This window comes from Clostridium sp. CF012 (assembly GCF_018861755.1).
Classification (GTDB): domain Bacteria; phylum Bacillota; class Clostridia; order Clostridiales; family Clostridiaceae; genus Clostridium_AD.
This window is the reverse complement of the sequence record NZ_JAHLEF010000012.1, coordinates 40754-54770: the sequence shown is the minus strand read 5'-3', so window position 1 is coordinate 54770 and position 14017 is coordinate 40754. Positions and strand designations below refer to the sequence as shown.

The window sequence follows — 14017 nt, the reverse complement described above, 5'->3', positions numbered from 1 at the left end:
TGCGATAGATAGCAATTATAAACTATTTTTATAATAGCATTGCTCAAAAAATAGAAAGAAGAGAAGCAGTTATTTAATTCAAAACTTGCTCCTTGTAAATAGATTTGATTTTAGAATTTTATAAAAATCCTGAGGAGCGTTAATAGAAATTGAGGGAAGAAAAGTCTGTAAAATTATATTAGCTAATCAATAATTAATAGTTTAATTACGCATCCTCAGGAATTAATAATTTATTATTTATTATTTATTAAAATTCAAATTCAAAGGGTTGATCTTCACCTGATTTTGAATTTTCGTCTAAGGTTATTTCTTCTTCAGGTTTTTGTCCCCATTTAACTTTTATTGAAAGATCACCGTAATTTTCATCACTATCAAGTTTAATTTGATAATCTAATTCTTCATTATTTGGTATTACAACACGGTTTCCTTCAATTTTTAGTTGCTCTTTAAATAATTTTATTACTTCATCCTTTAAGAAAAAGTAAAAATCTTCTTTGTTACCAGCATATTTTTCTTTATAATTCATGTAGATTGCCCCCTTTCTATATAAAATATTCCGATGTGCCCTCAAGGGTGATAGATTTTATGGATTTTTTTAGAAAATTTAAATTCGACAATGCAAAGCTTTTGTGATGATTTTGACTTCTACAAATATATATTTAAATAATTTGTAACGGCTCTCTAGGTAATTCATATTATACTAGTGTAGTAAAATTGATGGAGGTTTGCAATGTTATACCGAACAATGCTAGATAATGAAAATATGGATATGCAAGACCCTGAGCATATACCTAATGTAAATGATACTAATCCTATGAAACTATCTGGAATGGGACCACAATATACTCCTTATATGGGCTATCAAATGATGGATGAGATGTACAATTCTCCGTCAACATATGGTTCAGAAACGCCACAGCGGCAGTATCAAGCGCCAGAAGGAACTGGCCAAGATATGTCAAGGGCACCACATGGGCATGATTCATATCAACAAGGTTATGATCAAGGACATCAACATGGTTATCAACACGGTTATCATCAAGGTTATTATCATCACAGTAATGCTCTCCCTTTTAATAATTTGTTTCCGTTTTTATTTTTACCTTTATTTTTTGGTAGAGACCAAAAATAATAATAAAAAAGAGCATCATAAAGGGTGCTCTTTTAAATGTCACTATTCATTTTATTGGAGGTTTTTACATGAGTAGTAAGTATAAAGTTTGTGTATATGCAATCTGTAAAAATGAAGAAAAATTTGTTGACCGCTTTATGGATCATTTTAATACAGCGGATGTTGTTATAGTTGCAGATACAGGCTCTACCGATAATACAATTAGTAAGCTAAAAGAAAGAGGAGCTATTGTTTATTCTATAGATGCGAGTCCCTTCCGATTTGATTATTCAAGAAATGAATGCATAAAATTCATTCCAGATGATATAGACATTTGTGTATCCTCAGATCTCGATGATGTTATTGAGCCTGGTTGGAGAGAGCATTTAGAAAATGCATGGACGAAACAAACCACAAGAGGATTATACCTATATAATTGGAAGGTTAATGATGATGGCGTGCCTGCTGTACAATATACTTGGGACAGAATTCATGCAAGACATGGATATAGATGGATATATCCAACACATGAGATTTTAGAATATTTGGGAGAGACAGAGGAAAAACAAGTTTATATTAAGGGTATGGTAGTTAATCATTATCCTGATAAAACGAAAAATAGGAGTTTAAACCTACCATTATTGAAATTAGCTGTTGAAGAAAATCCGAATAGTAGCAGAAATATGTATTACCTTGGTAGAGAATATATGTTTGATAATAACTGGGATGATTGTATTTTAACATTAAAGAATTATTTATCACTGCCTACATCAAATTATGAAGAGGAAAGATCATCTTCTATGAGATTTATTGCAAGAGCATATTGTGAAAAAGGAGAAATGTTAAACGCTAAAAAATGGTATCATAAAGCCATAAGTGAATCTATTTCATTAAGAGAACCCTATATAGAGCTATCTTTATTAGCTTATCTTGAAAATGACTGGCTTGGTGTTTATTATTATGCAACCGAAGCATTAAAAATCAAAGAAAAAACATTTAATTTTGCAAATGATGAAAATGCTTGGGACTATACCCCTTATGATTTAGCAGCTTTAGGCTGTTACAATTTAAATATGATGGTTGAAGCAATAGGATTTTCTGAGCAAGCCATTAAGCTTTCACCTAATGATGAAAGGCTGTTAAATAATCATAAATTTTATTTAGATAATTTATAAATATATATTAAATTTATAATAAAAAAATATAGCACAAAATTTAATCAGTCAAAAAATTTTGGATGATTAGTTTCTATGTTATATTTTTTTATTTTTCTTAAATTTCTCAATAAATCTGGTTAACGTAAATTAAAGTGCTTGCATACTATATATGGACAAAATTATATATTATGCAAAGGAAATAATAGCATCTTATATAAAGAGATAATGTCAACATTTTATGATTTTATATAAATAAGGATGGTGTAAATTATGGGTAAATCCAACGATAGTTCCTCTAAGAAGTATAGATGTACTGAGATAGATGGATCTACTGGAAATCTTATTATAAATAGAGAAGATTGGAATGACAGAGACGATTGCTGTAAGCATGACAGAGATGATTGCTGTAAGCATGACAGAGATGATTGCTGCAAGCATGACAGAGATGATTGCTGCAAGCATGACAGAGATGATTGCTGTAAGCATGACAGAGATGATTGCTGCAAGCATGACAAAGACGAATGTTGTTGTAAGCATTGCTTCCCAGCATGTATAATTGGTCCAACCGGGCCAACCGGGCCAACTGGTCCAACTGGTCCAACTGGAGCAACTGGTCCAACAGGTCCTACTGGACCAACTGGAAGAACAGGCCCTACAGGTCCAACAGGTCCAACAGGTGCAACAGGCCCAACAGGTGCTACAGGTGATACAGGCCCAACAGGCCCAACAGGCCCAACAGGCCCAACAGGCCCAACAGGCCCAACAGGCCCAACAGGCCCAACAGGCCCAACAGGCCCAACAGGCCCAACAGGCCCAACAGGCCCAACGGGTGCAACAGGTGCAACAGGCCCAACAGGCCCAACAGGCCCAACGGGTGCAACAGGTGCAACAGGTCCAACAGGTCCAACAGGTCCAACAGGCCCAACAGGCCCAACAGGACCAACAGGTCCAACAGGCCCAACAGGCCCAACGGGTGCAACAGGTCCAACAGGACCAACAGGTCCTACAGGTCCAACAGGCCCAAGTTTTAATTCCTTTGCAAATGGTGTTATAACAACAAATAAATTATCAATTCCGGTTGGAGGCACTATTATTTATGATGCTGTAAGTATAGTAGGAACTGATCTCAGTTATAATTCAACAACAGGTGTTTTTACAGTTAATACAACAGGAGTTTATGTAATCGACTGGAAGATAGCTGTTACTCCAAATCCTGGAACAGTTTCTATAGAGATTGATTTGGTATCATCCCTTCGTGGTATTATTGCCGGTATATCTATTACAGCAACAAATCCATTAATAAGCGGCTCTAATAGAATCTATGCAGCAACAGCAGGAGAAACTTTCACATTTGTTAATAATTCTAGTGGTCCTATTAGTATAGTATTAGTAGGTTTATCTGGACCTATTGGAACTGTATCTATTTTCAGAATTGTTTAATAGGATTAAGTTGAATTTTAAAAGTAGCATATTGTAAAAAAATTCAAACTTGAAAGGCTACCTATCTTAGGTAGCCTTTTTTCAATATTTGCATATTATATTATGTACTGAATACTTTCTGGAGGTTCAAATTGAAACAGAATGAAATGGGAAAAAAAATACCGCAAAACCAAGCAATGAGTAGTTGCATACCACAAGAAACCGTAATTGAAAACGTTAGATTAGCTGCTGCCTATGTTCCATACCAATTCCTTTGTGCTCTGTTTACACCAATTGATGCACTAAGTAGAGGAACTGCTTTCCCCGAACTCTTTAGCCCATACAAAGCTGAGGATAAAAAAAGTAGACCTTGTCAATTGGAAACAATGCAAAAGGAGCGAACCAAATGAGAAACGAAATGAATAAAATGGAAATGTTAAAACAGATTAGTACTACAAGATTTATGCTGGTAGACTTAGCTTTGTTTCTTAATACTCATCCATTGGATAGAGAAGCTATTGTAGAGTATAATAAATATATTATGCAATGGAGAGGACTCAAAGAAAACTATGATATGAATTACGGAATGCTAACTCAACTTGACTCCTTAAGCCCTTTCCCATGGCAATGGAAAGATGAACCATGGCCTTGGGAAAATGAAGCTAATTTTATGTTTGAAAAGGAGGAAGTGTAATTTATGTGGACATACGATAAGTTTTTAGAATATCCGGTAAAAATTAAAACTCCTAATCCTGAAATGGCAAAAATTATTATCACTCAGTATGGAGGACCTGATGGTGAGCTGGGTGCATCATTAAGATACTTAAGTCAGAGATTTTCTATGATAACTTCCCAAGCTATAGCAACCTGTAATGACATTGGCACTGAAGAACTAGCTCATTTAGAAATGGTTGGTGCTATGGTTAGGCAGCTAATGAAATGTGCAACTCTTGAGGAAATTCAAAAGGGCGGCATGAGTGGATACTATGCTGACCATGGTAGAGGAATATACCCTGTAAGTGCTTCAGGTGTTCCTTTTAATGCCTCGTATCTACAATCAAAAGGAGACCCAATTGTAGATCTTACTGAAAATTTAGCCGCAGAACAGAAGGCAAGGGCTACCTACGAATATCTAATTAGTATGGCTGATGATCCAGATGTAATAGAACCTTTGAAGTTCTTACGTGAAAGAGAAGTTGTTCATTATCAAAGATTCGGTGAAGCGTTAAGAATTGTTCAGGATTATCTACAAGAACCACATTTGTTTATAATGCATAAACCAGTTTAAAGTTTAAAAATATATAGTTGTTGAATTTCCTTTAACAACTATATATTTTTTTTATTTTTTAACAGATTTATATTTAGATTTGTTTTTATCCTCAGGATCAATATATTCATAGTCATTTTGCTCATTTTTCTTAATTCCTAATTTAGCCATTTTACTTTTAGTTACATTTAACTTATTGCTCATATTATTTCACCTTTCTTGCTAATATATATTTTAAGGTACAAAAACTAATCTAAAATTAAAAGCTTAAAAACATATATTTATTTTAATGATCTTTAAATATTATAATGACCAAAAGTTCATTATATATTCCCATTCATTAAATAGATTATATTTATAAAAAATTATAAAACTAAAATACATAAAAAGAAAACTTTTGTTAAAAATAGTATCGAAGGAGTGATTATAATGGAAATGAACACTAGAGATACTATTATGAAAAAATTATTAGATGCCCAAGAAAATGTTAGAGACTATCAATCATTTGCAAGAGAAGTATCAGAAGAAGCAGTGAGTAATACATTCAAGGAATTTGCAGAACAATCTGCAATGCAAGCTAAGAAATTGCAAGAATTATTAAATACACATGAGGGAGGGCAATATTAGCTAGGTATCCTTATTCAATTATTATAAGGCATAATTTTATTAAGATAATAGCGATACGTCATGTAATCTGTAACTTTTATTTGCAACTTGAAAAAACTATATGGAATTGAAAAGATGATTTCTGTTCATAGAATAAGAGTCATCTTTTTTAATACAAAAAAGTTGGGAATTAAAACTGCAGAGCTTATTAAGAATATTTAATTTTAACATAAGTGAATTATATCTATGTATATTAGTTAAACTATGTTAGAAATTAATTTATTTTTAAAAGGAGGTTTCCATGTGACTGTTATTTCTAAGGTAAAACAAACATTAGCCACATTAGAGGGGTCTGTTGCTACTTTAAGACTGTATTCATTACAAGAAAGGGATGAAGATGCTAGAGTGATTTATACTGAGGCATTCCAAGAAATAAATAAAATTAAAATAGATTTAGAAAAAAGAGTAGGTTCTATGGAGTTTCAAGAACCTCAATATAAAGGTGACTAAGTGAGGTGAAATGATGAATACTTGGTTAATAATATTATTAAACTCAATAATTTTATTTTTTTTAACATTAGTTTTAACAAGGGTTATGAAGAAAAGAAACATATCTAGATTTACTCCCTTTGATTTTATTTCTTATGTAGTAATTGCTCTGATAGTTACTTTAATTTCATTGGGTATCATTACCAATATTTATTTTGGATTAACTACACTAGCCATTTGGGCATTAATACCTATAATTTTAGATTATGCTTCTATGAAAAGTAAATGGATTTATAACATACTAAATGGTAAGGAACGAGTCTTAATTAAAAATGGTAAAGTCATGGAAGATAATTTAGCAAAAGAAAAAATGACGGGGCAAAGGTTCCTACAAGAATTACGCTGTCAAAAGGCATTTAATTTAGCTGATGTTGAATTTGCTGTTATGGAAACAACCGGAGATATCAATGTTAGTTTAAAAGCTGATAAAAGACCTGTTACCCCATATGATTTAGGAGAAAAAGTTGCATCTAAGACTGAATCACAGACAGTAATTTTAGATGGAAATATGTTGAATGAGGGTCTTACCAATATTGGATTAAATCAAGGTTGGCTTAAAACAGAACTTGAAAACAAAGGAGTAGCACTAGAAAATGTTTTTATTGGCCAAGTAGATTCCTCTGGAGATTTATATCTGGATCTTTTTGATGATATGATACAAGTCCCAAAATCACAGATTAAAGAAATGCTATATGCCAGTATTCAAAAATGCCAGGCTGACCTTATGTCCTTTTCTTTAGAAACGAAAAATGAAGAAGCTAAGTCCATGTACTTAAAAAATACTGAAAATTTAGGGGATATCCTAGAAAAATTAGAACCCTATTTATTACGTTAGAGGGTGTGAAATAATGTCAAATATGAAAAAGAAAAAACTAACGCCAGTTCAGTTGCAATATGATAAATTAGTAAAAAAAGTAGAACCTAAAAGACCTATTTTTAAAAATTGTCTTAAAGCCTTCCTTGTAGGTGGTATCATATGTGCCATTGGTCAAGGACTACAGTTGTTTTTTATCACCTACTTTAATTTTAATGAAAAAACAGCAGTTAGCCCAACTTTAACAGTATTAATCTTTGTTTCAGCTTTGCTTACTGGACTTGGAGTTTTCGATCATATTGGTCAATGGGCTGGTTCTGGAACTGGTGTTCCAATTACAGGTTTTGCTAATTCCATAGCTTCTGCCGCAATTGAGCATAGAAGCGAGGGATATGTACTTGGTGTAGCTGGTAATATGTTTAGACTTGCCGGAGCAATCATTGTCTATGGGGTTTTTTCTGCATTTGTGGTTGCTACCATAAGAATCACAATAATTTGGCTAGGAGGGATGTAGATGCTTAAAGGACATCAATCATGGATTTTCAATTCTAAACCTACAATACTAGCATCAGCCGCAGTTGGTGGTCCTTTTGAAGCCAATGGTGCTTTAGCTGAAGACTTTGATATACTTCACGAAGATCTATGGCTTGGACAAGATAGCTATGAAAAGGCAGAAAAGGTTCTTCTAGAGCATGCTTGCGAAAGAGCAATTAAAAAATCAAATATTAAAAAAGAAGATATCAATTTTTTTATAAGTGGCGACTTGATGGATCAGATTATCTCTAGTAGTTTTACTGCGCGAAGTTTGGGGATCCCTTTTTTAGGAGTCTTTGGCGCATGTTCTAGCTCTATGGAAAGTTTGGCACTAGCAGCTCAATTGATAGAAAGTAAGTCAGCTAAATATGTTATAGCATCTGCAAGTAGCCATAATGCAGCTGCAGAAAAACAATTTAGATATCCTACAGAGTATGGTGGACAAAAACCCCCTACTGCCCAATGGACAGTAACGGGAGCTGGAGCGGCAGTACTTGGAGAAGAAGGAGTTGGACCTAAAATAACTTCTGCTACCATAGGAAGAGTAATAGATATGGGGATTTCAGATCCATTTAACATGGGAGCGGCTATGGCTCCAGCGGCGGTAGACACCATTGAAGCACATTTTAGAGATTTAAATATTGATGCCTCCTATTATGACCTTATCGCTACTGGTGATTTAGGCAAGGTAGGACATGAACTTGCTATCAGTTTATTAAAAGCCCATGGCATCGAAATGCCATCAGATATATTTACAGACTGTGGACTTTTAATATATAAAAAGGATCAACCAGTTTTTTCTGGCGGTAGTGGCTGTGGCTGTTCTGCTACTGTAACTTATGGGCATTTTCTCAACCGTATGAATAGAGGAGAATTAAAGAGAATATTAATTGTTGCAACAGGTGCTTTAATGTCCCCAATATCGTATCAACAAAAGGAAAGTATACCTTGTATTGCTCATGCAGTTTCAATAGAAATGTAAAAAAGAGGTGTGAGGTTAATGGAAAAGTTTATTTATGCATTTGTAATAGGTGGTCTAATTTGTGTTATTGGGCAACTTATAATGGATATATTAAAGATTACCCCTGCACATACTACCTGCACATTAGTTGTAATTGGGGCAATTTTAGGAGGACTCGGTTTATATGAGCCTTTAGTAAAACTTGCGGGTGCAGGTGCATTTGTGCCTATAAGTAGCTTTGGAAATACTCTTGTAACAGGGGCCCTAATTGACGCTGAAAAAACGGGATTTATAGGCATATTTACTGGTATGTTTAAAACGGTAAGTTCGGGAGTTTCTGCCGCAATAATATTTGGGTTTATTGCGGCCATAATATTTAAACCTAAAGGATAAATATATTTAAAGGAGGTGAAAACATGACTGTAGGAACTCAAATGCAACAAGCAATTGCTGGAATACAAAGCGCTTCTGCTACAATGAAGACTTTTTCTTTAGAAACAGAAGATCAGCAAGCAAAAAACGATTTTAAACAATTAGGAGAACAACTTGATTCTGCACTGGAGGTTTTAAAGGGAAGACAGGAATATATTAAGTCACAAGAACCACAATATAAGTAGTAAAGAAAGAGAATCTGCAGAAATTATACCAATAAATAAAAGAGCCAATAAGGCTCTTTTTTATTTAAATTAAAAAAAACTGTGAATATTACTCACAGCTATCTATTGCTACATTCTAATTCAGTACTATTTTTATTAATCATGGCTAATGTTCTAAAATGTTGTTTCAATTCTTCCTTGAAACTATCATTCATGTCACTGGTTTTTTCTTTTTTAAAATAATGATTTTTTGTAATTAACTGATTCATATATCTATATAAAAATATACTTAATTTGATATTTTTGCTGTTAGTCATATATTTCATCTCCAAAAGGTTTAATTAGTATAGTAAATTTATTTCATAGGATTATTATACACTAAATTACAAGAAACGACAAAGTATTTATTTTTACATAAGATTACTTAGTGTTTTATGTTGTAGAATTGATTTTACTTATAATATTTTGAGTAATATAATAAAATAAAGGATTATAATGTAATATTATGCTTGTTCTAATAGGATTTTACAGGTTTTATACATATCTCTTTATTATACCAAGGCTTTTAAGCAAATTCGTTCTTAGAATATTAAATAATGATGTTCTTCATATATGTTATACTAAAAATAGATTTAACAATAAAAAGGAGTTGAAACTGGTTCTTATCAACCACTGAGTTGAGTTGAGGTAATTATGAACCATATAATTATGAAATTTAAAAAATCTATATTTATAATTATTGTTGTTGTTGTTGTTGTTGTTTTAGCATCATATGGAATATTTAACTTAGGAAATAAGGTAGATAAAAAAGTTAATACAGTAACGGTTACAATACCTGAGGGATATTCAAATAAAGAAATAGGACAAAAATTGGAGAAATCAGGATTGGTTACAGAAAAAGATTTTACAGAAAAAGTTCAAAACTGGACAGACAATAATTACTGGTTTTTAAAAGGGGTGCCAAATGATAAACATAAGTTAGATGGCTTCTTATATCCTGCCACATATTCTTTTCCAAAGAATGTATCAAGTAAAACAATTATAAATAAAATGCTTGAAGGTTTTGAAATGAATATCGAATCTAAAAAAAGTTATATAATTAAAAACAAACTGAGTATAAGAAATATTGTAATAACAGCATCTTTAATAGAAAAGGAAGCAGCAAAAGATGTGGACAGGACAAAGATAGCAAGTGTTATTTACAATAGATTAAATAAAAATATGCCCTTGCAAATCGATGCGACAATTCTATATGTAATTGGACATAAAGAAAAGCTATACAATAAAGACTTAGCAGTACAATCCCCTTATAATACCTACTTAAACAAAGGTCTGCCACCATCACCAATATGTAATCCGGGAACAAAGCCAATAAATGCTGCTATTCACCCCGCAAATACTGATTTTCTTTATTATGTATTAAATAGTAAGACTAATGAGCATATATTTGCTAAAACCTATGCTGAGCATGTTAAGAATGTAGCTTTATATATCAAATAAATAAATACACCATTAAACATCTAGATTTCAGATTTATCTGTTATATAGGTGTTTTTTATTTAGGCAGGATAGATTGTGTAACAATTGACAATACTTATTATAAATATTATAATAAGTATTGTTATAATGTTTGTAAGTATGATTCTAAGCATTATCAAAATGAATTAGAAGTATTATTATAGGTATTATAATAAAAACAATAAAAAGGAATCGAGGAATAGAAATGAAACAAATTGTCAGTAATACTGCTCAGGTTAAAAGATATAACGTGGAAATCGTGAAGAATGCACTAAAGGCATTAACCGGTGGAACAAAAACAACTATTGCTAGAATTACGGGGCTTAGTGTTGCAACTTGTAATACCATTTTAAATGAATTAGCTGCTACAGGAGAAATCTTAGAAGGAACAAATGAATATTCGAGCATTGGAAGACCAGCACAGTTTTACCGGTTTAATGAGAATTACTCCTATATCTGTTGTATTTATATGACATATGAAAACAGGAGTAAAATTTTAACTTATGCGGTGGTAAATCTTGTAGGGGATGTTATAAAGGAAAAGTCTATGGTGAGTGCACGTATTGATTATGACGTCATAGAAAATACTGTTGAGCAGCTCATAGCTAAATATGAGAATATCAAGGCCGTAGGGATTGGAATACCCGGAGTGGTGAACCAACAAAATGTCATTGATATTTGTGACATTGAAGAATTGGGCAACTGCGCTTTGGCAGAACGTTTGACTAATAAATTAGGGATGGATGTTGTAATTGAGAATGATATGAATTCCATTGCGTATGGAGTTTATCAAGCGGGAGAATATCAGGAGGACACATCTATAGCAGTAGTTGCTTTTTATAAGGACAATTGGCCCGGTTCAGGAATTATTGTAGACGGGCATATCATTCGTGGAAATACGAATTTTGCAGGAGAAGTTTCTTATCTACCCCTTGGATGTACACATGAGAAGCAAAAGGAACTGTTAAAAAACAGAGAAGATACTATCCAGCTTGTAGCAAAGACCATTTGTTCTTTGACGGCGATTATTAATCCACACACAATTGTAATGACTGGAACTGCACTGTCAGATGATATGATGGATGAAATATGCCTCTTGGTCAGTGAAATAATTCCTAAAAACCATATACCAAAAATTATCTTAGAACATAATATTCAAGAATATTATTTAAAGGGTTTGAGTTCGATGACTTTAGAATATGTAAATAATCCGATTCGTAAAATAAACCCGTAAAATTCAAATAGTAATGTGTTAAAGTATAAAAAGGGGGGCTCTAATATGGGTTGGTTAGATTTACATATGCATTCGAATGTCAGTATTGACGGTGAATTTTCACCAAAAGAATTAATGGAGTTTTGCTTTGAAGCTGATGTAAAAGTAGTGGCTTTAGCAGACCATAATTCTGTGAGAGGAGTTATGGAAGCCAAGTTATATGCAGATCAATTCGGACTTCAATTGATTCCGGCCATCGAATTAGACTGTAGGTTTAGAGGTGTGGATTTGCATGTTTTAGGGTATGGTATCGATGTGACATATGAAGCTTTTGAGAAGATAGAACAAAGTGTTTATGATCAAGAACGCTTGGCATCCAGGAAACGAATGGTGATTGTAAAGCAAATGGGTATTGCCTTTGATAACAATGAAGTCATGAAACTGTCGAGAAACGGTGTTGTAACCGGAGAAATGATTGCAGAAGTAGCACTTAAGGATGATGCGAATAAGAACAATACACTAATGAGTCCGTTTTATCCCAATGGCGAGAGAAGTGATAATCCCTATGTGAATTTTTATTGGGATATTTGTTCTATGGGTAAGGGAGCGTATGTACCAATGGAATTTATGAGTTTAATAGAGGCCATTGAGTTAATTTATGCAGCGGGGGGAATTCCAATTTTAGCACATCCTGGAAACAATGTTAATGAAAACGAAGAACTCATACGTCATATTGTACAGGTTGGAATTGTGGGGCTGGAAGTGTATAGCAGTTATCATTCCGCGGACCAAATTCAGTTCTATGCAAGTCAGGTAGAAAAATATGGTTTAATTAAGACTATTGGCAGCGATTTTCATGGAAAAACAAAACCGGCAATAAAATTAGGTGATGTTCATTGTCAAAATTCAGAAGAAGAAATTTATCATGCATTGATACGAAAACTGTCAAAATCCAGAAGCAAAGGTTTAGCATGCATTGATCTAATAAATGAAGGCTTGATTGATTTTGAAAATCTTATAATTAAAGGAATTACTAAAGGGGAATAATATGGTTATATCATGGTTTGAAAGAAGGGAGTATTATGTTAACATTACTTTTAATTATTATTTATTTGGCATTTATTAGTCTTGGTTTACCGGATTCAATATTAGGCTGCGCATGGCCTGCTATGCAGACTGATTTATCTGTAGCATTGTCTGGAGCTGGAGTAATATTTATGATTATATCTTGTGGAACAATTGTTTCAAGTTTACTCAGTGGTAGATTAATCAAACGTTTTGGCACGGGTAAAGTGACATTTGTTAGTGTAACCATGACGGCTGTGGCTTTAGTTGGCTTCTCAGTTTCAAATTCATTTATATGGTTATGTATAATGGCTATACCCTTAGGGCTTGGTGGAGGCTCAGTTGATGCAGCCTTAAATAATTTTGTGGCAGTCCATTATAAGGCTAAACATATGAGCTGGCTTCATTGTTTTTGGGGAGTTGGTGCAACTTTAGGTCCAGTTATTATGTCTTTATATATATTAAAGAATAATGAATGGAAAAAAGGATACTTTACAATTGCCATGATCCAGATTAGTCTGGTATTTGTACTTTTTATAACATTACCGTTATGGAAGAGAATCGAAAGAAAATATGACAAAGCAGATGATGAAAAAGAAAAAAGTACTGGGAATACCAGTGCTTTAAGAATTCCCGGTGTGAAATTGGCCTTGGTTTCTTTTGTATCTTATTGTGCAACAGAAAGTACAGCTGGGCTATGGGGAAGTAGTTATTTAGTAAATTATAAAGGGCTATCAGCTGGTCAAGCTGCAAGATGGATTTCTCTATTTTATGCAGGCATTACAATAGGAAGGTTATTATCAGGTTTTCTTACAATGAAATTTAATAATAGAATACTTATTAGAGTAGGGCAAGTTATTTGTATTATAGGAGCATTTTGTTTATTATTACCTTTACCAATTTATTTTTCAATGATTGGATTAATTCTTGTGGGGCTTGGTTGTGCACCAATTTATCCATGCATGCTCCATGAAACACCGAAGCGTTTTGGAAAGAGTGCATCACAATCTATCATGGGATTACAAATGGGGTTTGCTTATATGGGAAGTATGTTTATGCCACCTATTTTAGGATTTATTGCGTCTAAAACTAGTATTGCAATTTTTTCGTATTTTTTATTATGCACTATATTAATTATGTTAGTAGGTTCTGAGAAAATAAATAGGTTTATGAGTAAACCTCAGCAATATAAATGCTAATGGATAAT

General features: G+C 33.0%; 20 protein-coding genes. 17 read left to right on the top strand and 3 right to left on the bottom strand.

Annotated features, from left to right (window positions below; translation table 11 throughout):
• Window positions 1-247: 247 nt before the first annotated feature.
• Window positions 248-526: a hypothetical protein gene (locus tag KPL50_RS12720; RefSeq protein WP_216298889.1), complete on the bottom strand. Its 279-nt coding sequence runs from the start codon at window positions 524-526 to the stop codon at window positions 248-250.
• 204 nt (window positions 527-730) lie between these two features.
• Between KPL50_RS12720 and KPL50_RS12715 the strand changes: the two genes are divergently transcribed.
• From KPL50_RS12715 to KPL50_RS12690, 6 genes are all read left to right on the top strand, one after another.
• The gene (locus KPL50_RS12715) at window positions 731-1132 is read left to right on the top strand and encodes a hypothetical protein (RefSeq protein ID WP_216298888.1); all 402 of its coding nucleotides are present in this window, start codon (window positions 731-733) and stop codon (window positions 1130-1132) included.
• A gap of 68 nt (window positions 1133-1200) precedes the next feature.
• The gene (locus tag KPL50_RS12710; protein WP_216298886.1) at window positions 1201-2286 is read left to right on the top strand and encodes a glycosyltransferase; all 1086 of its coding nucleotides are present in this window, start codon (window positions 1201-1203) and stop codon (window positions 2284-2286) included.
• A gap of 252 nt (window positions 2287-2538) precedes the next feature.
• Window positions 2539-3708, top strand: a complete 1170-nt coding sequence (locus KPL50_RS12705; RefSeq protein ID WP_216298884.1) for a hypothetical protein — start codon at window positions 2539-2541, stop codon at window positions 3706-3708.
• Between the two features lie 131 nt (window positions 3709-3839).
• On the top strand, window positions 3840-4097 hold the full coding sequence (locus tag KPL50_RS12700; RefSeq protein WP_253200602.1) for a spore coat associated protein CotJA: 258 nt from the start codon (window positions 3840-3842) through the stop codon (window positions 4095-4097).
• Window positions 4094-4381 carry a spore coat protein CotJB gene (locus KPL50_RS12695; RefSeq protein ID WP_216298882.1) on the top strand — a complete coding sequence of 96 codons (288 nt, stop codon included), beginning with the start codon at window positions 4094-4096 and terminating at the stop codon, window positions 4379-4381. Before KPL50_RS12700 ends, KPL50_RS12695 begins: the two co-directional genes overlap by 4 nt.
• A gap of 3 nt (window positions 4382-4384) precedes the next feature.
• Window positions 4385-4975, top strand: coding sequence for a manganese catalase family protein (locus KPL50_RS12690; protein WP_216298881.1), 591 nt, complete (start codon window positions 4385-4387; stop codon window positions 4973-4975).
• A gap of 51 nt (window positions 4976-5026) precedes the next feature.
• Here KPL50_RS12690 and KPL50_RS27500 read toward each other — a convergent pair whose 3' ends face one another.
• A complete protein-coding gene (locus tag KPL50_RS27500; protein ID WP_290443235.1) occupies window positions 5027-5158 on the bottom strand; it encodes a hypothetical protein in 132 nt (43 codons plus the stop codon).
• Window positions 5159-5383: 225 nt separating this feature from the next.
• Between KPL50_RS27500 and KPL50_RS12685 the strand changes: the two genes are divergently transcribed.
• The 7 genes from KPL50_RS12685 to KPL50_RS12655 all read left to right on the top strand — a co-directional run bounded on the left by KPL50_RS12685 (window position 5384) and on the right by KPL50_RS12655 (window position 9035).
• Window positions 5384-5581 carry a hypothetical protein gene (locus KPL50_RS12685; protein ID WP_216298879.1) on the top strand — a complete coding sequence of 66 codons (198 nt, stop codon included), beginning with the start codon at window positions 5384-5386 and terminating at the stop codon, window positions 5579-5581.
• Window positions 5582-5863: 282 nt separating this feature from the next.
• Window positions 5864-6070, top strand: coding sequence for a DUF1657 domain-containing protein (locus KPL50_RS12680; protein ID WP_216298877.1), 207 nt, complete (start codon window positions 5864-5866; stop codon window positions 6068-6070).
• A 13-nt stretch (window positions 6071-6083) separates the two neighbouring features.
• Window positions 6084-6944, top strand: a complete 861-nt coding sequence (locus KPL50_RS12675) for a DUF421 domain-containing protein (protein ID WP_216298875.1) — start codon at window positions 6084-6086, stop codon at window positions 6942-6944.
• Between the two features lie 13 nt (window positions 6945-6957).
• Window positions 6958-7437, top strand: coding sequence for a stage V sporulation protein AC (gene spoVAC / locus KPL50_RS12670; protein WP_216298873.1), 480 nt, complete (start codon window positions 6958-6960; stop codon window positions 7435-7437).
• Window positions 7438-8439, top strand: coding sequence for a stage V sporulation protein AD (gene spoVAD, locus KPL50_RS12665; protein WP_216298872.1), 1002 nt, complete (start codon window positions 7438-7440; stop codon window positions 8437-8439). It begins immediately after the preceding gene.
• An 18-nt stretch (window positions 8440-8457) separates the two neighbouring features.
• On the top strand, window positions 8458-8811 hold the full coding sequence (gene spoVAE / locus KPL50_RS12660) for a stage V sporulation protein AE (RefSeq protein ID WP_216298870.1): 354 nt from the start codon (window positions 8458-8460) through the stop codon (window positions 8809-8811).
• 23 nt (window positions 8812-8834) lie between these two features.
• Window positions 8835-9035: a DUF1657 domain-containing protein gene (locus KPL50_RS12655; protein WP_216298868.1), complete on the top strand. Its 201-nt coding sequence runs from the start codon at window positions 8835-8837 to the stop codon at window positions 9033-9035.
• Window positions 9036-9133: 98 nt separating this feature from the next.
• Here the strand turns inward: KPL50_RS12655 and KPL50_RS12650 are convergent, their stop codons facing one another.
• Window positions 9134-9331, bottom strand: a complete 198-nt coding sequence (locus KPL50_RS12650) for a hypothetical protein (protein ID WP_216298867.1) — start codon at window positions 9329-9331, stop codon at window positions 9134-9136.
• Window positions 9332-9722: 391 nt separating this feature from the next.
• Between KPL50_RS12650 and mltG the strand changes: the two genes are divergently transcribed.
• The 4 genes from mltG (at window position 9723) to KPL50_RS12630 (ending at window position 14009) form a co-directional block, all read left to right on the top strand.
• Window positions 9723-10514 carry an endolytic transglycosylase MltG gene (gene mltG, locus KPL50_RS12645; RefSeq protein WP_253200601.1) on the top strand — a complete coding sequence of 264 codons (792 nt, stop codon included), beginning with the start codon at window positions 9723-9725 and terminating at the stop codon, window positions 10512-10514.
• Window positions 10515-10737: 223 nt separating this feature from the next.
• Window positions 10738-11766 (top strand): ROK family protein, encoded by a 1029-nt coding sequence (locus KPL50_RS12640; protein WP_216298864.1) that lies wholly within the window; start codon window positions 10738-10740, stop codon window positions 11764-11766.
• 66 nt (window positions 11767-11832) lie between these two features.
• Complete coding sequence (locus KPL50_RS12635; protein ID WP_253200600.1) at window positions 11833-12792, top strand: PHP domain-containing protein; 960 nt, start codon at window positions 11833-11835, stop codon at window positions 12790-12792.
• A gap of 35 nt (window positions 12793-12827) precedes the next feature.
• On the top strand, window positions 12828-14009 hold the full coding sequence (locus KPL50_RS12630) for a sugar MFS transporter (RefSeq protein ID WP_216298862.1): 1182 nt from the start codon (window positions 12828-12830) through the stop codon (window positions 14007-14009).
• Window positions 14010-14017: the final 8 nt, after the last annotated feature.